This window comes from Agreia sp. Leaf210 (genome assembly GCF_001421485.1).
In the GTDB taxonomy this organism is placed as follows: Bacteria; Actinomycetota; Actinomycetes; order Actinomycetales; family Microbacteriaceae; genus Agreia.
In genome coordinates this window covers 220,829-240,431 of record NZ_LMKK01000002.1, presented here as the reverse complement: position 1 = coordinate 240,431, position 19,603 = coordinate 220,829, and the positions used below count along the sequence as shown (strand labels likewise).

13 protein-coding genes are annotated in these 19,603 nt (G+C 68.2%); 11 read left to right on the top strand and 2 right to left on the bottom strand.

What is annotated here, in order from left to right:
• Window positions 1-100: 100 nt before the first annotated feature.
• On the top strand, window positions 101-1,951 hold the full coding sequence (locus tag ASE64_RS07185; protein ID WP_156351691.1) for a dienelactone hydrolase family protein: 1,851 nt from the start codon (window positions 101-103) through the stop codon (window positions 1,949-1,951).
• Window positions 1,952-1,961: 10 nt separating this feature from the next.
• Here ASE64_RS07185 and ASE64_RS07180 read toward each other — a convergent pair whose 3' ends face one another.
• Window positions 1,962-2,465, bottom strand: coding sequence for a TetR/AcrR family transcriptional regulator (locus tag ASE64_RS07180; protein WP_055778145.1), 504 nt, complete (start codon window positions 2,463-2,465; stop codon window positions 1,962-1,964).
• A 94-nt stretch (window positions 2,466-2,559) separates the two neighbouring features.
• Window positions 2,560-3,333: a spermidine synthase gene (locus ASE64_RS07175; protein WP_055778142.1), complete on the bottom strand. Its 774-nt coding sequence runs from the start codon at window positions 3,331-3,333 to the stop codon at window positions 2,560-2,562.
• 143 nt (window positions 3,334-3,476) lie between these two features.
• On the opposite strand from ASE64_RS07175, the gene ASE64_RS07170 reads away from it, so the two are divergent.
• The 10 genes from ASE64_RS07170 (at window position 3,477) to ASE64_RS07125 (ending at window position 19,518) form a co-directional block, all read left to right on the top strand.
• Window positions 3,477-4,481 (top strand): FHA domain-containing protein, encoded by a 1,005-nt coding sequence (locus tag ASE64_RS07170; RefSeq protein ID WP_162234550.1) that lies wholly within the window; start codon window positions 3,477-3,479, stop codon window positions 4,479-4,481.
• Window positions 4,475-5,302 carry a PP2C family protein-serine/threonine phosphatase gene (locus ASE64_RS07165; RefSeq protein ID WP_235480528.1) on the top strand — a complete coding sequence of 276 codons (828 nt, stop codon included), beginning with the start codon at window positions 4,475-4,477 and terminating at the stop codon, window positions 5,300-5,302. The genes ASE64_RS07170 and ASE64_RS07165 overlap by 7 nt, the downstream gene beginning before the upstream one ends.
• Before the next feature lie 148 nt (window positions 5,303-5,450).
• Window positions 5,451-6,872, top strand: coding sequence for a serine/threonine-protein kinase (locus tag ASE64_RS07160; protein WP_055778136.1), 1,422 nt, complete (start codon window positions 5,451-5,453; stop codon window positions 6,870-6,872).
• Window positions 6,848-12,724 (top strand): Ig-like domain-containing protein, encoded by a 5,877-nt coding sequence (locus ASE64_RS07155; protein ID WP_055778133.1) that lies wholly within the window; start codon window positions 6,848-6,850, stop codon window positions 12,722-12,724. The genes ASE64_RS07160 and ASE64_RS07155 overlap by 25 nt, the downstream gene beginning before the upstream one ends.
• 33 nt (window positions 12,725-12,757) lie before the next feature.
• Window positions 12,758-13,732: an AAA family ATPase gene (locus ASE64_RS07150; RefSeq protein WP_055778131.1), complete on the top strand. Its 975-nt coding sequence runs from the start codon at window positions 12,758-12,760 to the stop codon at window positions 13,730-13,732.
• On the top strand, window positions 13,729-15,219 hold the full coding sequence (locus ASE64_RS07145; protein ID WP_156351690.1) for a DUF58 domain-containing protein: 1,491 nt from the start codon (window positions 13,729-13,731) through the stop codon (window positions 15,217-15,219). The genes ASE64_RS07150 and ASE64_RS07145 overlap by 4 nt, the downstream gene beginning before the upstream one ends.
• Window positions 15,216-17,531: a transglutaminase-like domain-containing protein gene (locus ASE64_RS07140; protein ID WP_156351689.1), complete on the top strand. Its 2,316-nt coding sequence runs from the start codon at window positions 15,216-15,218 to the stop codon at window positions 17,529-17,531. The genes ASE64_RS07145 and ASE64_RS07140 overlap by 4 nt, the downstream gene beginning before the upstream one ends.
• The gene (locus tag ASE64_RS07135) at window positions 17,524-17,982 is read left to right on the top strand and encodes an FHA domain-containing protein (RefSeq protein WP_055778125.1); all 459 of its coding nucleotides are present in this window, start codon (window positions 17,524-17,526) and stop codon (window positions 17,980-17,982) included. The genes ASE64_RS07140 and ASE64_RS07135 overlap by 8 nt, the downstream gene beginning before the upstream one ends.
• An 85-nt stretch (window positions 17,983-18,067) precedes the next feature.
• Window positions 18,068-19,036, top strand: coding sequence for a hypothetical protein (locus ASE64_RS07130; protein ID WP_055778122.1), 969 nt, complete (start codon window positions 18,068-18,070; stop codon window positions 19,034-19,036).
• A gap of 5 nt (window positions 19,037-19,041) precedes the next feature.
• Window positions 19,042-19,518, top strand: coding sequence for a hypothetical protein (locus ASE64_RS07125; RefSeq protein WP_055778119.1), 477 nt, complete (start codon window positions 19,042-19,044; stop codon window positions 19,516-19,518).
• Window positions 19,519-19,603 lie beyond the last annotated feature (85 nt).

Sequence of the window (19,603 nt, the reverse complement as noted above, 5' to 3'; positions counted from 1 at the left end):
CACGGATGTGCACAGATGTGCACGTCAGACGGGGCGTCAGCGGCCGGGGCGGTGAGTAAAGTTAGCGAGCGGTCACTACCGCATACTTCAAAGGGGAAATATGAAACGCACATTCCTGCGCACCAATGCCTTCATGCTGGTGCTCGCCCTGGCACTCTGCCTCGTCTCAGCGATCGGCGCCTTCTTCGTTCAGAACGACGGCGGCCACGTGACCACCAAGGACATGGAGTGGGAGACCTCGTCCGGCGAGACGCTCAGCGCCCTCCTGTTCAAGCCCGACACGGCGACAGCCGACAGCAAGGCCCCGGCCGTCGTGGTGTCGCACGGCTGGTGGAACAACCGCGAGATGCAGGACGCCGTGTACGTCGAGCTCGCGCGCCGCGGATTCGTCGTCGTCTCCGTCGACCTCTACGGCCACGGCAACTCAGGCCCGCTCGATCAGAAGGACATCCCCGTCAACGGCACGGGCATGTACGACGCCGTGAAGCTCGTGGCCCAGCTGCCCTACGTCGATGTCGACAGCATCGGTGTCGAGGGGCACTCCAATGGAGCCCGCGCCGCCAACTACAGCGTGATCGCCGACAACTCGGCCGACACCCAGCTCATCTCGTCCGTGCTGCTGGTCGACAACGAGGCGTTCTACGCGCAGGAGGACGGCTCGTACTACAACCTCTACGGCTCGCGTGACGTCGGACTCGTGGCCGACCAGTACGACGAGTTCTTCTTCCGCAGCTACGACGCGAACGGCGTCGCCATCACGAAGCCCCGCGACTTCGTCACGACGCCCAATGCCCAGTCGTTCCTCAACTTCGGCCAAGACCCGAGCAGCCTCACCGAGAAGCGGGTTGCAGGCGAGTTCTACAGCGACACGATCGACGGCACGGATGCGTCGCGCGTCTTGTATACGCCGGCCCAGACCCACCCGTGGGGGCCCTTCTCGAAGCAGACCGTCGCCGACACGGTGGCGTATTTCGAGAAGACCCTCGGAAGCCCGAACCCTGTTTCCGCCGACTCGCAGGTCTGGCAGTGGAAGGAGGCGTTCAACGCGCTGGGCCTGGTCGGTTTCGGAATCTTCCTGGTCGCCTTCGCCAAGGCCCTCTTGAGCACGCGCGCCTTCGCCGGGCTTCGTCGCACGGAGCAGGCACCGCTCGAAGGCCGAAACCGTGCCGGCCTCGCCTGGTTCTGGGGCGGCTTGATCGTCTCTGCGATCGTGTCGGGCGTGAGCTACATCCTTCTCGCGCAGAACGCCACCATCGGAGCTCTCTCCTTCAACTCCGTGCCGTCGGCGTTCCCGCAGGGCGCCGTGTTCTTCATCGCTCTCTGGGCGGCGATCAACGGCGTGGTGACCCTGCTGATCGCGGCGATCTCGTATTTCGCCTACGGACGGCGTACCGGTGTCGATCTGCGTGCCACCGGGCTGCTGCCAGGCTGGAAGAAGTTCTTCCAGGGCATCGGTCTCGGCGCGGTCGTCGTCGTCGCCGCATTCGCGATCGTCGCGATCGTCGACTACTTCTTCAAGACCGACTTCCGCATCTGGGTGCTGGCGGTCAAGTGGTTCACGCCGGACAAGATCTGGTGGTCGTTCCTCTACCTGCCGTTCTTCCTGGTGTACTTCGTCTCGAATTCCATCGCGATCAATGTCTTCAGCCGCTTCGCGATCCGTGGCAAGGAATGGGTGAACACGGCGATCCTCGCGTTGTTCAATGCGCTCGCTCCGCTGGTGCTCGTGGTGGTGCAGTACACGACGTTCTTCGTCACCGGTGAACTGGTGCCCGGATTCCCCGGTATCAACAGCATCTGGCTCTTCCCCGTCATCGTCATCCTCGCGGTGGCCGCCGTGGTGTCGCGCAAGATCTACCGGGCGACGAACAATCCGTACATCGGAGGGTTCATCATGGCCGCCACGGTGGCGCTCGTGTCCGTGAGCAACACACTGACGGTCACGGGATAACCGGCTGAGTTCAGGTGAGAAGGCCGATTCCCAGCGCCGACGTGACGACGAGCCGAGCCCCCCGGGCGAACAGTTCGTTCATCTCGTCGGCGCTGGAGCCGGTCATCTCCCGGCCCAGCTCGAGAGATCGCACGAAGCGCGCGGCCACCACCGCCTTGATCTCGGGATGAGCCCCCGATGCTGCCCAGGCCTGAAGCTGGAACATCAGCAGATCCGTATCGGCGATGCTCTGTCGATAGGCGTCCCCGATATCGTCGAGGGACGGCACGCGGCCGTGCTCCGATGCGGCCTCGAGCGCGGAGATCGCATTCCGCTCGATCATGTCGTAGCAGAGGTTGACGCACTCCAGGAAGAGAGCCGACTTGCTGGTGAACAGCTTGAAGAGATACGGCTGAGACACTCCGAGTTCTGACGCGATGGCGCTCACCGCGGTGCCGTCGTAGCCGCCTCTGGCGAAGTGGGAGAGAGCGACTCTCGCGGCATCGGAACGGCGTTCGACGGCGGTACTTCTCATGAGGTGACCGTACCGCGCTTTGCGCGATGAGCTCTCACGAATCCGTCGAGATCGTCAGAGCGAGGCGACGAGGCACGAGCGTACGTGCCCCGCCTCACTCGTTCATGGCGACGTGCCAGGCGACCGGATGCGGCCCGGCCGCCGCGAGGGCCGGCATCCGATCGAGGATGGCCGGGTCCGCTCCGGCGAGAAAGACGATGTTTCCCCCCTCGCGGCCGGCGAGCACAGCGGACGGGCCGATCACCGCGATGACGGGAAAGACCGCTCTGAGGGCCGCGAGCTGAGCTTCGCTCCGCGAGAGATCGGCGTCGTCCGCCACGTTCACCAGAACAACCCCAGCCGGAGCCAGAACTCTGGCGACGGCCTCGAAAAACGCCGGCGTCACGAGGTGCGTGGGGGTCTCGACCCCCGCGTACACGTCGCAGATCACGACGTCCGCCCGCTCTCTCCAGGCCGAATCCGCAGCGGCGAGCGCGCCGAGCGAGTCGAGAGCGTCGCCCTCGATGAGATCGATCGTCGAAGATCGTGGCAGGGGAGCCGCAGCCAGCACGAACGGAACGAGCCCCTTCTCGCTCTCCACGGCGAGCTGGAGGGATCCCGGTCGCGTCTCGGCGACATAGCGGGCGAGGGTGAGCGCCCCCGCACCGAGGTGCAGGACATCGATCGGCTCGCCGGCCGGAGCGGCGAGATCGATGGCGGTTCCCATGCGTCGCACGTAGTCGTAGAAGAGATCGCGTGGATCGCGCAGGGAGATGTGCGATTGCGGCGCTGAATCGAGGTGCAAGGTCAGCGCCCCGGCGACGAACGGATCGGGTGTCAGCCGGGCGACCGTCTTCGACGGGAGCGTCTTCATCACAGCCTCTGCCACAGGCTCGAGCCTAAGCCGTCGGGCAGGAACGGAGGCGAGCTCCGGCGTAATAAACTGGGCCGCGACAGGCGACGACGACCGTCGACGGCAGGGCGGGAGTTCAGGTGGGTGCTGGGTTGATGCGCGTCGAATGGCCTGAGCCGGTGACTCTTCACATTCACCCCGATGTCATCGATCCGAAAGCGTGCCAGCTTCGACGCTCGGCCGACGGTGCCGTGCAACTGCTGGTCGGAGCCGACGTGTCCGTGCTGGTCTGGGTCCGCGACGCCAGTGCGCCTGCCTCCGCGCATGTCGGAGATGTCATCGGCGACGTCGCGAGGCTCGAGTTGGAGGACGGGGGCGGCATCGACGACGACACCATCATTCGTCGGAGCGCAATCGTGGCTGTCGAAGACACGGTTCCCGAATCGCTGACACGAACAGGCAACGATGTCGACGACACGATCATCGGCCAGCCCGCCCTCGCCGCTGCCGAAGGCAGGCACGCCATCACCGACGATCAGACCATCCTGGGACAGCCGCCCGCGATGACGGACCCGACCGATGATCCGGATGCCTCCGCCGATACCGTCATCGGCCCGGGCCGTTCGCGCCCCGAATCGTCGACAGGCGCCTCCTCGCCACGCCCCACAGCAGACACGGCCGCCGCCCCGCTCCTGCCGCCCTCGCTTCCGGCGATCCCGAGCATCCCCGCCAGCGCCCACGTCAACGCAGGGGCTCCCTCCACGAGCGGTCGGCGAACGCGCATAGATCCGACGGCTGCCGCCGGCGCCTCACACGGTATGGCCGTGGCCTTTCCCGACGGTCGCACGGTCGCGCTCGACCGCGCCGTCTATGTCGGGCGATCGCCGAAGAGCCCGCGCATCACATCCGGCCTCGTGCCCGAACTCGTGGCTGTGCCGTCGCCTCGCCGTGAGGTCAGTTCGACTCACGTCGAGATCCTGCAGGAGGGCCGCGCGGTCGTGGTTCGCGATCTCGGCTCGACGAATGGAACGCGTGTGCGTGCGCCCGGAGCGGCTCCGTCGTTGCTCAGTCCCGGTGCGAGTCGGGTCGTCGCGGCCGGAACCCTGCTCGACCTGGGTGACGACGTCGTGCTCCAGATCGTCGAGCGATCGGGCGCTCTGCCCGCCGAGGGGGCGTCGTGGTGAACGTCGCCGCCTCGACCGTGGGGGCAGTCACGGTGGCGCTGCCCGATGACGGTGGGCAGTTGGCTCTCTCGTGGGCGGCACAGACGAACACGGGGCTCAAACGCTCGGGCAACCAGGACAGTTACCTCGCGGCTGCACCGGTCTTCGCTGTCGCCGACGGCATGGGAGGACACGCCGCGGGCGACGAGGCGAGCGCAGCCGTCGTCATGCGGCTCGCGGAATACATGTCAGGCGACTTCGCGTCGACCGACGACATCGCCCGGGCTCTCCGCCAGGCGAGCGACGACATCGGAGAGATCGCCGGCAGCCATGATCGAGCCGGATCCGGGACGACCGTCACCGGAATCGCTCTGACCATCCAGGGCCGGAGACCGTACTGGGCGGTGTTCAACATCGGCGACTCGCGCGTGTACTCGCTGGTCGACGGTGTGCTGACGCAGGTGACCGTCGACCATTCCGCCGTGCAGGCGATGGTCGACTCGGGCCGGATCACGGCGCTCGAGGCCGAGTCGCACCCGAACCGGAACATCATCACGAGGGCGGTGGGATTCGGCAAGAACCCCGTTCCCGATCTCTGGTTCATCCCTGTATCGGAGGGTGCCAGGCTCCTGATCTGCTCCGATGGCCTGACGAAAGAGGTCGACGTCGACCTCATCCGCCTTCTGCTGGCCGAGGCCACCGACGCCGACGATGCGGCCGGTCTGCTTCTCGAGGCGGCGCTCGCGGCCGGGGGGCGAGACAACGTGACCACGCTCGTCGTCGAGGTGCTGCGGAGCGACGACGTGGCCGACGCCGACACCACTCTTCCCCGGTACGACTGATCGTGTGACCCTGATTGGGGGCACCCCACTGGAGGCTCCAGGTGCACGATGCCGGGGATGGCATATGTACAGTGGAGGGACGGCTTTCGGGGGACAGTCAAGAGGTTCTCGCCCCGCCCCACGTACCCGTCTCGAAAGAGGAACGCCCATGGCTCGCAGGCTGCCGTCACAGCCGCCGGTTCTCGCGGGCTACACGCACCTGCGTGCATTGGGCAAGGGTGGATTCGCGGACGTCTTCCTCTACGAGCAGGCGCTGCCCCGGGCCGACGTCGCCGTCAAGGTCCTGCTGCCCGGCGTGGCCAGCAACAGCGTGCGTGCGATGTTCCTCTCCGAGGCGAATCTGATGTCGCAGCTGGCGACGCATCCGTCCGTCGTGACGGTGCACGCCGCGAGCATCGCACCGGACGGACGCCCGTACCTCGTGATGGAGTACTGCCCCTCGTCGTTCGGCACGAGGTACAAGACCGAGCGCATCCCTTTGGCTGAGGTGCTCACCGCGGGCGTCAAGATCGGCAGCGCGCTCGAGAGCGCCCACCGGCTCGGCTTTCTGCATCGCGACATCAAGCCGTCGAACATCCTCATCACGCAGTACAACCACCCGGTGCTCGCCGACTTCGGAATCGCGGCGACCGTGGCCGAGGCCGATCGCGATGAGGCCGAGGGCATGAGCGTTCCCTGGTCTGCACCGGAGGTGCTGCAGTCCGAGACGCGCGGAACGGTGCGCAGCGAGGTGTGGTCGTTGGCGGCGACCCTCTACTCGATGCTCGCGGGTCGCAGCCCTTTCGAGTATCCGGGTAAGAGCAACACGCGCGATGACCTGCAACGCCGCATCGTCGGCCGCGACCGCGTGCCGCCCACGGGTCGACCGGATGTTCCGGCCGAGCTCGAGACGCTCCTCGCGTCATGCATGTCGAAGAGCCCTGCCGCGCGCCCCGCGAGCGTTCTCGAAGTCGTCCGCGGGCTCCAGCTCATCGAGTCGACCCTCTCGCTCCCGCAGACCTCGGCCGATATCTCGAACGAAGCGTTCCCATCTGCAGCTCAGAGAGCGTCCGCCACACCGCTCACGAGGGCGGCGCAGGGCGGCGTCTCGGTACGCGGTGCGGGCGGTGCTCGCACGCGTCATCGTGGTCGACGGGGCGAGTCGGCTCATGACTCGACCGACTCGAGCGTCACCGTCATCAGGCAGGCCACGACGGCCAGGGCGAAGCCGCTGCGCAGGCCCGGAGTGATCGCCGCGGTCGTCGGCAGCGCCTTGGTGCTGGTCGCTGCGGTCGTCGCTGCGGTCGTGCTCGTGCTGGGTGCACTCAACACCTCGATTCCTGCCGTCAGCGACATCCGCGCCAGCTCCGGCGCAGACACCATCGTGTTCTCGTGGCGCGACCCCGGGGTCGCAGACGGTGACCTCTATGTGATCCGTTCGGCAGACGGTTCGACATCGACCCAGTCCACGACCGAATTCACCGTTCAGGCCGACCCTCTCGTTCCCGAGTGCATCACGGTGCGCGTCTCGAGAGACGGCCGACTCGGCGATCCATCGGCCGAGAAGTGCGCATCGGCCGGGGCCGGCTGATGATCTTCCGCTGGCTCCGCGCCCACGCTTCCCAGGCGATCACCACGGTGAGCGTGCTCGTCGTCACGGCCGTGGTTCTCGTGATCGCACTCGTGTCGACGGGTTACACCGAGCAGAAACTCGAGCTCGACGACGCGTCGGTCTGGGTGACGAACGGTGCGCGCCAGGTCGTGGGGCGGGCGAACACCGATGTCTTCGAACTCAACACGGTGGTGACGAGCGAGGGCAGCGACATCGACGTGCTGCAGCGGGGAGACACCGTGCTCGCCCACAATCACACGAGCAACACACTCCAGGTGATCGATCCCGCTTCGTCGCAGGTGACCTCCACCACCCCGCTTCCGGCGGGTGACCCCGACGTGATGCTCGTCGAGGGCCAGATCGTCATCCATTCGGGCGCCACGGGCGAGGTGTGGGTCGTGCGCCAGGCCAATCTCGAGGCCTTCGACGACTCGGCCCAGCCGTTGCTGAGTCTCGATGCGGGCAGCGTCGTAGCCGTCGACGACACCGGAACGCTGGTGGGATTCGACCGCCAGTCTCAGCGGCTCGTGACAGCGGATCTCTCGTCCGGCGCCGAGCCGCGTTCCGAGCCTGTGTCGGGCCTCGATGTCGAGGAGTCCGACGAGCTGCAGATCACACGCACGGGCGGCGTCGCATCCGTTCTCGACGTGACGAGTCGCGCCGTGCTGGTGGGCGGATCGCGGATCGATCTGTCCGACCGCATCGCCTCGTCGGCGGAGCTCCGGCTCGCGGCGCCGACCACGACGGACGGGCCCCTGCTGCTCGCCTACACGGGTGGCCTGCTGAGCATCGACACGTCGACGGGCGACGTCGAGCAACTGGTCGACGGTGCCGACGGGCGACCGACACAGCCGCTCGTCGACGACGGATGCGCGTACGCGGCCTGGGCAGACGGAACCACCTGGCAGCGCTGCGGCTCGGCGGATGCCGTGCGCGGCCGGCTGGCCGGCGTCTCGGCCGAGGACGACCTGGCATTCCGGAGCAACGGACGCTACGTCGTCCTCAACGAGCGCGGTGCAGGACGCGTGTGGGCGGTGCAGCACGAGAACCGGCTCATCGACAACTGGGATCAGCTGATCGACGATGACGACGATCCCCAACAAGACGACGAGGTCGACGACGACACCCCGCCCGAGCTCGTCAAAGACCAGCAGCCGCCCGTCGCCACCCCCGACGACTTCGGCGCTCGCCCGGGCGTCTCCAGCATCCTTCCCGTGCTGCTCAACGACTACGACCCGAACGGCGACGTCCTCTCGATCACGGCGACCTCCGAGATCGATCCTGCGATCGCGAAGGTCGACCTCGTCAGCACCGCGCAGCAACTGCAGGTCACGCTGACGCCGCAGGCATCCGGAACATTCTCGTTCGACTACACCATCTCCGACGGCCGGGGCGGCACGGCAACGAGCACGGTCTCGGTGACAGTGCGCGCCCCGGGCGAGAACTCGGCTCCCGTCCAAGCGAGGACGACGAAGGCGACCGTAGCCGCCGGGGGCTCCTTCACGGCGAATGTGCTCGGCGACTGGTACGACCCCGACGGCGACCCGATGTACCTGGAGGACGCGCAGACGGCCGAGCCCGACCGTGTGTCGTTCTCGCCCGCCGGCGAGCTCGACTTCCGTGACGGCGGCACAGCAGCAGCCGAGAAGGACATCGGGCTGCAGGTCTCCGACTTCACGCTGTCGGGAACGGGCCAGGTGCGGGTAGCCGTGTCCGACCCGGGTTCCGTTCCGATCCTCACCGACGGATTCCTCGTGCAGGGCTACACGGGCCAGGAGCTGCAGATCTCACCCCTCCCGCATGTGCGAGGGGGCACGGGCGTCATCCGCCTCAGCAACGTCGCCGACTACCCGGAGACGAAGATCACGCCCAATTACTCCAAGGGCACCTTCCGCTTCCAGGCGCAGAAGGCGGGAGTGCACTACCTGTCGTACTCGGTGACCGACGCGGCGCAGCAGACGGCCACGGGCATCATCCGGGTCGACATCGACGCGGCGCCCGACGCATCGACCAAGCCGATCACCGTTCCGACGGTGGCGTTTCTCTACCAGCAGCAGACAGACATGGTCGACGTGCTCGCGTCCGACATCGACCCCGCCGGGGGAGTGCTGAGCATTGCGGGCGTGAGCGGTGTCCCCACCGGGTCCGGCGTCGTCGTCGAGGTCATCGAGCACCGCATCCTGCGGGTCCGGCTCAACAATCCTCTCGCTGCCCCCGTCACGTTCACGTACACGGCCACGAACGGATTCTCGAGTGCCGACGGTGTCGTCACCGTCTACCAGGTTCCCGAGCCGAAGCGGCTGCAGGCGCCCGTCGCGGTGGCCGACAGCGTCTCCGTGCGCGTGGGAGAGGTCGTCGACATCCCCGTGGTGGCCAACGACGAGCATCCGAATCGCAAGCCCCTCGTGCTCGACCCGCAGCTCGTGCAGAACGTGCCGGCGGGCGGCGGGCTGCTGTTCGTCTCCGGCAACCGCCTGCGTTACCTGGCGCCGGATGAGCCGGGGGACTACACGGCCATCTATCGGCTGGGCACGACGGCCGACGTGCAATTCGACACGGCCCCGGTGACGATCGCGGTGAGGGAGGCCGACGCCGCGACCAACACGGCGCCGGTGCCGCCCACCCTGTCGGCTCGAGTGCTCGCGGGCGACACCGTCACGATCCCGGTGCCGCTGGGCGACATGGATGCCGACGGCGACTCCGTGAGACTGGTCGGCGCCGCGTCGAATCCGACTCAGGGAAACGTGACCGTCGCGGGCGAGGTGCTGACCTACACGGCGGGTGCCGCCTCGCAGGGCACGGATGCCTTCTCCTACGAGGTGGTCGACAGTCTCGGAGCGCGCGCGACCGGCGTCGTGCGGGTGGGCATCAGTCCGAGCTTCGATACGGCCAGCCTCCCTGTCGCGGTCGACGACGTCGTCGTCACCACTCCGGGCACCGCTCTCACCGTGCGGGTGCTCGAGAACGACTCCGATCCGAACGCGAGCCCGCTCCACATCGAGGGAGCGGAATCCGCCGTCGCCGTCGTCGATGTGCCCAAATCGGCCGACCGCATCACGTTCCACGCACCAGACGCCGAGGGTGACTACGCGGTGCTCTACACGATTCAGAACGACGGCGGGCAGCAGGCATCCGCCTGGCTTCGCGTCCGCGTCGATGCCGACGCGCCTCCGGTGCGGCCGGAGGCCGACGACACCGTGCTCAACCTCAGCGACATCCAAGGACGCGACGAGGTCACGGTCGACGTGATGCGCAAGGTCTTCTATGCCGAGGGCGATCTCGATTCGCTCACGCTGTCGCTCGTGCCGGGGTACGACACGACGGCCTCGGTGCTGCCGAACGACCGGGTGCGCGTGACGGTGCAGCAGAAGAGTCAGATCATTCCGTTCGTGGTCTCGAGATCCGACGATCCCGCTGTGAGCGCCACCGCGTTCATCTGGTTGCCCGGCCTCGAGGACGCATTGCCCGAGTTGCGCACGACCGCCAAGCCTCTGCAGGTTTTGAGCGGCGATGCCCTGTCTATCGACATCAATGACTACGTGGTCGCCGCCGGCGGCAGGCAGGTGCGTCTGACCGACGAGGCGACCGTGAAGGCGAGCAATGCCGACGGCTCGAATCTGGTGGTCGATTCCCGCACCCTGACGTTCACGAGTCGCGACGGATACTGGGGCCCGGCGTCGCTGTCGTTCGAGGTCACCGACGGATCCAGCGCGGATGATCCGAACGGCCGCAAGGCGGTGATCGTGCTCGCGATCACGGTCACGCCCCGCGACAACCAGCCTCCCGTCTTCTCTGGCGCCCAACTCGGGCTGCAGCCGGGCGACGCCCGGGTGATCGAACTGCGCGACCTCACCAAGTACCCGTATCCGGCCGATGTGGATCAGCTCGTGTACGTGCTCACGTCTCAACCGGGCTCAGGATTCACGACCTCGCTCTCGGGCACCCAGCTCACGGTCGCGGCGGCCGCCGATGCCAAGGTCGGCAGCGCGTCGGAGTTCACGGTGGGTGTGCGCGATGCGAAGACGGAAGGAAAGGCCGGTATCGTCAGGGTCTCTGTCGTCACGTCGACACGACCTCTCGTGAGTCCAGGAGCCGACAGCCTCACGATCCGTCGAGGCGAGACCGCCACCATCCCTGTTCTCGAGAACGACGCGGCCACCAACCCGTTCCCCGACAAGCCTCTGAGCGTGGTCGCCGTGCAGGGAGCTGTCCCGGCCGGCGTGCAGGTGACCCCGAGCGCCGACAAGAGCACCCTCTCCGTCACGGTGTCGCCCCAGCTCGATCTCAAGGCGACGGGTCAGGTCTCGATGCAGTACCAGGTCGCCGACGCGACCAAGGATCCGACGCGCGCCACCTGGGGAACGGTGACGATCACGATCGTCGACGTGCCGGATCAGCCCGCTGCGCCCGTGCTCTCCGGTGCCGGGTTCGTCAACGGTCAGCTCAGCGTGTCTGCCGCGCCGCTTCCGTATCCCAACGGAGCCGCCATCACCTCGTTCATCATCCGCAGCGATGACAACGGCGGGTACTCGAAAGACTGCGGTGCATCGGCGACCTGTCTGCTCACCGATCTGCAGGCGGGAAAGAACTACACGTTCTACTCGATCGCGGTGAACCAGTACGGTCAATCCGCACCCAGCGGCCGCAGCGCGCCGATGCGCAGCGACTACATTCCCGCGCCTCCGCAGCAGGTCTCGATCGCCCGCGAGGCTGCCGATCAGACGCAGTCGAACGAGGGATACGTCGTGGTGTCGTGGAAGCCGATCGCCGACCCGACACCGGGAAGCGCGGTGCAGCGCGTGCAGGTGCAGATCGGTGGATCGACGATCACGCTCGACCGTTCGGCCACGTCGCTGCGATTCAAGGGCGTTCCCGGCACCGAATACACGGCCGAGGTCTGGGCAGAGAACGGTGCCGACGCGCTGTACCCCGGTCAGATCCCGTGGAACAGGTCGAGTTCGGGTGCGGTCACCGCTGCCGGTCGGCCAGCCGCGACCGCGGTCACCGCGACGATCGTCGACAATGCCGGGTCCGTTCGCGTGGACTGGTCGCCGTTCGGCGCGAACGGCGCATCGGGCGTGACGTACTCCGTGGTGCGCTACGGGGCGGCGGCGTCCGTGCCCGGCTGCAGTCAGGCATCCGGTACGCCCGTCGTCTCGCCCGGCGTCGTCATCCCGTCAGCCGGCGGCGATGTCGGCTCGCGCTTCGTGTACGTGGTCTACGCGGACAACGGCTGGGGCTGCGCGTCGGCGCAGACCGGCAGTGTCCGTGTGCTGATTCCTCCGGCGCCACCGACGGTCACCCTGACACACCAGCAGCCGGTCGACGGTCGCTACGGAGTGGCCGTCGACACCGCGACGCCGACCACCTTGCCCAACACCGCAGAGTCCGAGTACACCGTCCAGGTCTCGGGTGGCGGCGCGGTTTCGGCAGGGTCGCCGCTCTCCGGGCCGGGCCCGTGGACCTTCACGTCGTGCATCACGAGCGACGGCACCACTCGATGCAGCGAGGCGGCGGCCCCCACCACCTCGGTGAGCCCTGTGAACGCGAACGCGACGGTGGTGTCCTGCGTGGCAGGCAGCCCCGTCTCGGCGGTGCTCGAGAGTCCCGGCTCCGTGTCGTGGGAGTTCCAGTACTCCTTCCGATCGTCGCTCGCAGGCATCCCGGGATTCTGGTCGGCCTGGTCCGACGATCCCACCGTGCCGCCGCTGGGTGCCCTGGCGGACGCTCAAGAAGTGGTCGTGCGCACGATCGGCAATGGGGGAGACTTTACGAACGGTATCGACCAGAACGAGCTGCGTCAGCGCGGCAGCGGCAAGTCGTGCGGCTGAGGCGCCGGCGACCATGACATCAGGAGTACGACCATGACCATGAACCGTGAGCAGGCCGTCTGGTTCGCCGATGTGTTCGGCCGGCTCGTCACGAACGTCGAGCGCGTCGTCTTCGGCAAGACCCACGTCGTGAAGCTGGCCTTCGCCACCCTGTTGAGCGAGGGTCACCTGCTGCTCGAAGACTCGCCGGGCACGGGAAAGACGTCGTTGGCTCGCGCCATGGCGCAGACCGTGCAGGGCACATCGAGCCGCATCCAGTTCACCCCCGATCTGCTGCCGGGCGACGTCACCGGCATGAGCATCTACGACCAGAAGCAGGGCGTCTTCGAGTTCCACCGGGGGCCGATCTTCGCATCGATCGTTCTGGCCGACGAGATCAACCGGGCGAGCCCGAAGACCCAGTCCGCTCTGCTCGAGGTCATGGAGGAGGGCCGCGTGACGATCGACGGCGCCACGCACGGGGTGGGCCGCCCCTTCATGGTTGTGGCGACACAGAACCCCATCGAGCAGGCGGGAACCTACCGACTGCCGGAGGCCCAGCTCGACCGATTCATGATGAAGGCCTCGCTCGGATACCCCGACCGATCGTCGACCATCGCGATCCTCGAGGGCGCGGCCACGCGCACTCACGACAGCACCATTCCCGCCGTGGTCACGAGCGCCAATATCGTCGAGATGGCCGATCTCGCCCGCACCGTGCACGTCGGTCACGCGGTGCTCGACTATGTCGCCGACATCGTGGATGCGACGAGGAGCGCCGTCGAGGTGCGTCTCGGCGCCAGCGTGCGCGGCGCGGTGGCGCTCGTGCGCGCCTCGAAGACCTGGGCGGCCGCCGAGGGGCGGCATTTCGTGACGCCGGATGATGTGAAGATCCTCGCGGAGAACGTCCTGGCCCATCGGCTGGTCCTCGATCCCGAGGCCGAGTTCGACGGCGTCACGGCGGCCAGCGTCATCGGTCAGATCCTGCTCGAGACCCCGCCGCCCACCGACAGGGCGCAGGCGGGGTGAGCGACGAAGCGCGGCGCACGGCCGGGGCCGACGGTCCTGGCGCGCCGGAGCGCCCGAGGCGCGCGGTGCGCGCGAAGAGAACGGCGTTCGGCCGCCGAGCCGCGCGCCGTTCGCGCGAGCAGGCGGCATCCGGAGCGACCGAGACGCAACGCGATCTCACCGGCCTGACCGGAACGCACGCCTACACCAGGACACGTGCGTCGGGCGCCGACGACAATGAGATCCATCTGACCGCGCGTGTTCGGCTGCGCCGCGTGTTGCGTACCGTCCGTGCGTCGATCGAGCGCGCGTGGCGCTGGGTCTCCGCCACGGTGACCGGTCTCGGCCTATCGGTCGCGGCCGCCGTCGTGATCGGCGCCGTCTTCGGCTATCTTCTCGGCTGGATCGAACTCGTCGCCGTCGCGTTCACCGGGTTCGCGCTGCTCGTTGTCGGGGTCTTCTTTCTCCTCGGCCGCAACTCGTACGACATCGGACTCTCGATCGACCGAGACCGCGTCGTCGTCGGCGATGCGGCGAGAGCGACTCTGACGGTGCGCAATCCGAGCCGCTTTCGCCTGCCGCCCGCCAAGTCGGAGGTTCCTGTCGGCCGCGGCCTGGCCGAGTTCTACCTCGGCGGCATCTTGCGAGGGGGCAGCACGAGCAGGGACTTCTCCGTGCCCACCTCGCGGCGAGGGGTCGTGCGAATCGGGCCCGTGAGAACGGTCAGGGCGGATCCCGTCGGCCTCCTCCGCCGGGAATACGTGTGGACCTCGCACCTCGACCTGTTCGTGCATCCCCTCACCATTCCGATTCCCGCCACCAGCACGGGGCTCATCCGCGATCTCGAGGGCAATCCCACGCGCGATCTCACCGATTCGGACGTGTCGTTCCACGCCCTCCGCGAATACGCGCCGGGTGACGATCGTCGCCACATCCACTGGAAGAGCACGGCCAGGACCGGCCAGCTCATGGTGCGCCAATTCGAGGAGACGCGGCGCAGTCACCTGGTGATCGCGCTGTCCCTGGCCAGCGCCGACTACCACTCCGAAGAGGAGTTCGAGCTCGCGGTGAGCGTGGCAGGCTCGATCGGAATCCGCGCGATCCGCGACGCACGCGACGTGTCGGTTCTCGCCAGCGAGGAGACCCCCGAGTTCGCCCGGAGGGTCGTGACCGCTCCGAAGCGGCTGAGCTCGCTCAGCCGGGCACGGCTGCTCGACGATCTCGCGCGCATCGACCACAGCCCGTTGGCGTCGGGGCTCGTGGCCCTCGCGCGGGGGAGCGCGGAATCCGTCTCCGGGGCGTCGGTCGCCATCCTCGTCTGCGGATCGGAGGCGACGGCGGCGCAGCTGCGCACCGCCTCGGCCGCCTTCCCTCCCGGAGTCGAGGTGCTCGCCATCGTCTGCAACCCGGGGATCGTTCCCAGCCTGCGTCGGGTCGGCGAGCTCCGTGTTCTCACCGTCGGGTATCTCGACGACGTGCAGAAGGCTCTCGCGAGGGCGGCCTCGTGAGACGGGCACGCGCCGTCGAATTACGATCCGCAGCGGCCGACACCGTGTTCTTCGTGGCGCTGATGGCCGTTGCTGCGTCGACCCTGTGGCCCATCTACCAGACGCCGCGGCTCATCGTCTTGGCCGCAGCGGCGTTCGTTCTCGGTGCGGCGGCGGCCTGGGCGGGGGCGCTCCTGCGCTGGCCGGGCTACGTCGTTTTCGGCGTATCCATCGCCGTGTTCCTGGTCTCCGGCGTGGCCCTGGCCGTTCCCGGCCGGGCCATCTTCGGTCTGCTGCCGAGCTTCGACGGCCTGCGTGACCTCGTGACGGGAACGGCACTCGGGTGGAAACAGCTCGTCACGGTCGACCTCCCTGTCTCGAGCTACCAGTCCCTGCTCGCGCCCGCGCTCGTGCTACTCCTGGGCGGAACCGTCCTGGGGCTGTCGCTCGTCCTGCGAATGCGCCGCGGCGGTGTCGCGGTGCTCATTCCGATCGCCGTCGCCGTCACGGGCCTCGCACTCGGTCCCGCGGTCGCCTGGTCGCCCTTCGCCCCGGCGGTCACGTTTCTCGTCGTGGCGATCACCTGGATGACCTGGCGGGCGCGGCGGGCTCGACGACGGGCGATCGCGTTGCTGGCAGACCAGACAGAACCGGATGCCCGCTCGCCCGAGCCGGTGTCCGATCGACGGGGATTGGTGCGCCCAGTGATCGCGGCGGTTGTCGTACTCTCCGTGGCCGTCGCTGCCGGAGTATCCGGCGCCGGAGCGCTCGCGCCTCAGGGGGCTCGCAACGTCGTGCGGACCGCGGTCGAGCGGCCCTTCGATCCCCGTGACTACGCCAGCCCGCTGAGCGGATTCCGTTCCTATTGGAGCTCAGACGCGGTGGGTGAGTCGCTCTTCGACGTGGAGGGGCTCCCCGACGGCGCGCGCATCCGACTCGCGGCCCTCGACACGTACAACGGCGTCGTCTACAGCGTCGGCGACGCAGCGAACGACAGCGCATCCGGCTTCTTCGCCCGGGTGCCATCGACGATCGACAGAACGAGCGAGGCGGGGATGCCCGTCTCGGCTCGGGTCGTCGTGTCGGGGTACCGGGGGGTATGGCTTCCGACGACGGGCGCCGTGGAACGGGTGTCGTTCGACGGGGCTCGCGCGTCGCAACTGACCGATGCGTTCTACTACAACCGCACGTCGAACACGGCGGCTGTGCTGGGCGGAGTCCGCGAGGGCGACAGCTACACCGTCGACGCGATCGTTCCCTCGGTTCCCGACGACGACGAGCTCCGAGCGGCTCAGCCGGGCGACGCATCCGTGCCGCAGCCGACGAATGTGCCCGACGCGGTCGCGACCGCGGTCGCCGCTGACACGCAGGGACTCGACGCTCCCGGCGAGAAGCTGGCGGCCGTCGTCGAGGCGATCAAAGCATCCGGGTACATCAGCCACGGAGCAGACGACGGCAGGCCGTACAGCCGCTCCGGCCACGGGGCCGATCGCATCGCCGAGCTCTTGACCGCGCCCTTGATGCTGGGCGACGCCGAGCAGTACGCCGCCACTGTCGCGCTGATGGCGCACGAGATCGGTTTTCCGTCTCGGGTCGTTCTGGGCTTCGCGCCCCAGGCCGGCAGCACCACGGTGACGGGGTCGGATGTGTCGGCCTGGGTCGAGGTGGATCTCGCCGGCTACGGGTGGGTCGCGATCGATCCGACGCCCGAGGACCGGCCGATACCCGAGAAACTTCCGGACACGAAGCAGCAGGTCTCGAGGCCGCAGGTGGTCATCCCGCCGCCCCCTGCCGCCGACGACACTCCCGTCGAGCCCAACAGGCCGGAGGCCGACGAGAAGAAGGCCGACGACCCTGATGCGTTCTGGCCTGTGCTGCTCGGTATCGTGCGCGTCGTCGGTGTCGTCGCGCTGGCTCTGCTGGTCGTATGCGCGCCGGCGATTCTGATAGCCGGAACCAAAGCGGTGCGGCGGAGACGGCGGAGACGACAGCCGGATGCCGCATCCCGCATCGCCGGGGGATGGCAGGAGCTCGTCGATGCCGGTCTCGATTACGGGTACGACGTGCCGGCGTCGGCGACCCGGCTCGAGGCTTCGCGCGTGGTCGACGGGGTCGACCTGGAGACGCTCGCGAGGCGGGCCGACGCGGCCGTGTTCGCGGATGAACGGCTCGACGCGCGCGAGGCAGACCAGTACTGGTCCGACCTGGTCACCCTGAGGGCCGCGTGGGCACGGGAGTTCACGCTGTGGCAACGTATCCGGGCAGCCGTACGCCTCCGATCGCTGTCGACGCCGTCGCGATCAGCCGTTCGAGCGGGAGGCCGGCGTGGGTGAGTCGGCACTGCCTCCGTTCCCGCACAGCGCCGACGCCGGACTCTGGAATGCCCGGTCACCCCGGATCCCCTACGTCGAACCGTGGCCGGTTGACGCGCGGGACGAATCGGCGCCAGCAAAGCATCCGGCGTCGTTCGTTCTGGAGTTCACCTCCGGACGGCTCGTCACGATCGCGGGTACGGGAGTCATCGGACGGGCTCCGCGCGACGGGGGAGCCGACGGCGCGCTTCAGCTGGTGAGCATCGACGACCCGGCGCGTTCGGTCTCCAAGGTGCACGCCCGTTTCGAGATCGACGCTCTCGGCCTGTGGATCGAGGACCTCGACTCCGGCAACGGCACGGTGATCGTGCAGCCCGGCGGGTCGCCTGTCGCCCTCCGGCCCGGTGAGCGGAATCGGGTGGAGGTCGGAGCCGTCGTACGCCTCGGGCGTCAGTCGTTCACCGTGCGCTGACACGGGCCTGCTGCACGTTCGTTCGCGCAGAAGCTACGCGCCGCGCCTCCTGGCGAACCGGCATGCCGGGAGGCAGGATGGCCTTATGAGCACCGACAACGATCCCGACCGCGACCAGCTTTCCCCGGACGGCCCCGAGCGCCGGCGAGAGCATCAGGCCGAGCCGCCGACCGAATCCGCCCGGGAGTTCGTCGTAGCCGAACCCTCGAGCGTCGAGCCGGGCACCCTCGAGCCCGTGGTCGTGCGCCCCGGCGGCGAGCGAGAGCAGGGTGCGCGCGAGTCGACGGGCTGGACGAGCCCGGCCGAGAATCGTGAGGCGGAAGAAGCCAACCCCTATGTCGTCCGCACCACCGTTCCGCCGATGAACCCTCACACCACGGGCGCGCCGCTCGCCCAGCAGAACGAGACTGCAGCCCCGACCGCTCCTCCGGCTCCGGCCTCGGGCATCCCGGGTGGAGAGATCTACTCGCAGGCACCGACGCCGGTCTACGTGGCCCGCCCCGCGCAGCCCGCCCGCCGTGGCAACCGGCTCTTCGGCACCGTCATCGCGCTGTTGGGAACGGTGGCCTTCGCCGTCGTGTACGCGGCCGTGGCGTCGCTGTTCTTCGCCTTCAATCCCGCGGTCGAGAACGCGGTGTCGACGCTGACGCGGTTCCTCGTCAACTTCGCCTTCATCGTTCCGGTGCTCTTCTTCGCCATCGCGTTCATCCTCCTCGTGCTGATCCTCAACCGAGCAGGCTGGTGGGCCTACATCATCGGCGGCTTCGTCGTGGCCGCCGTCGTCTACGCGGGCTCCATCGTCGGCGCCTACCTCGCCGTGCAGGGCTGGACGATGAGCCAGGAAGCCCTCGGAGAGTTCCTGCGCTCGCTTCTGATGGACCCGCTGCCGATCGTCGCGGCGATCGTCGCGCGAGAGGTCTCCGTGTGGACAGGGGCCTGGGTCTCCTCCAGGGGCCGCAAGGTCAAGGAGCGCAATCAGGCCGCACGTGAGGATTACGACAAGACGATGGCCGAGGCGCCCGCCACGGCGCCTCAGGGTTCACCAGCCTGGTAGACGCTGTGCCGAGTCGAGGTCTCCGCTACGGACGGTCGGTCTTCGCGACCGCGCTCTACGTCGCCCTCGTCGTCGCGGGCTGGGGATTCGTCAGCCTTCTGGGCGAGACAGATGTCGTGGTCGATCCCGAGGTGGGACCGATCGTGGTGCCGGTGTCCGTGGCGGTCAGTGCCATTGCCGTCATGATCGCCCTCGCCTCGCCGAGCTGGTCGACGGTGAGCGGGAGGGGGCTGGGCGCTGTGCTCGGATCAGCCGCCGTTCTCGCGCTGGGGGCGGTCGCCGTGCAACTCGCTGCCCTGGGAATCCTCCAGTTCGTGGCGACAGGCCGGATGACGGCCCTCCTCTTGGTCATCGCGGCCCAGGCACCCACGGCGTACACGATCGTGGTGATCGGGGCCGCGTTCGTGTCGGCCGTCGGTCTGGCGATTCTCGGCGCCGGGCAGGGCAGGGCGTCCTGGCCCTGGGAGAAAGAGGGCGAGTGAACGGGCCGGCCGCTACCGGGTAGGCGGCCTGCCCCACGGCGATCTCTGCTTGGATGGGAATCCGGGATTCGAAGCGAGGAGCCGC

What these genes read in the sequence shown, in the direction of transcription:
- ASE64_RS07185 (WP_156351691.1), top strand. Translation starts at nt 101, where the DNA reads ATGAAACGCACATTCCTGCGCACCAATGCCTTCATGCTGGTGCTCGCC.
- ASE64_RS07180 (WP_055778145.1), bottom strand. Translation starts at nt 2,465, where the DNA reads ATGAGAAGTACCGCCGTCGAACGCCGTTCCGATGCCGCGAGAGTCGCT.
- ASE64_RS07160 (WP_055778136.1), top strand. Translation starts at nt 5,451, where the DNA reads ATGGCTCGCAGGCTGCCGTCACAGCCGCCGGTTCTCGCGGGCTACACG.
- ASE64_RS07150 (WP_055778131.1), top strand. Translation starts at nt 12,758, where the DNA reads ATGACCATGAACCGTGAGCAGGCCGTCTGGTTCGCCGATGTGTTCGGC.
- ASE64_RS07130 (WP_055778122.1), top strand. Translation starts at nt 18,068, where the DNA reads ATGAGCACCGACAACGATCCCGACCGCGACCAGCTTTCCCCGGACGGC.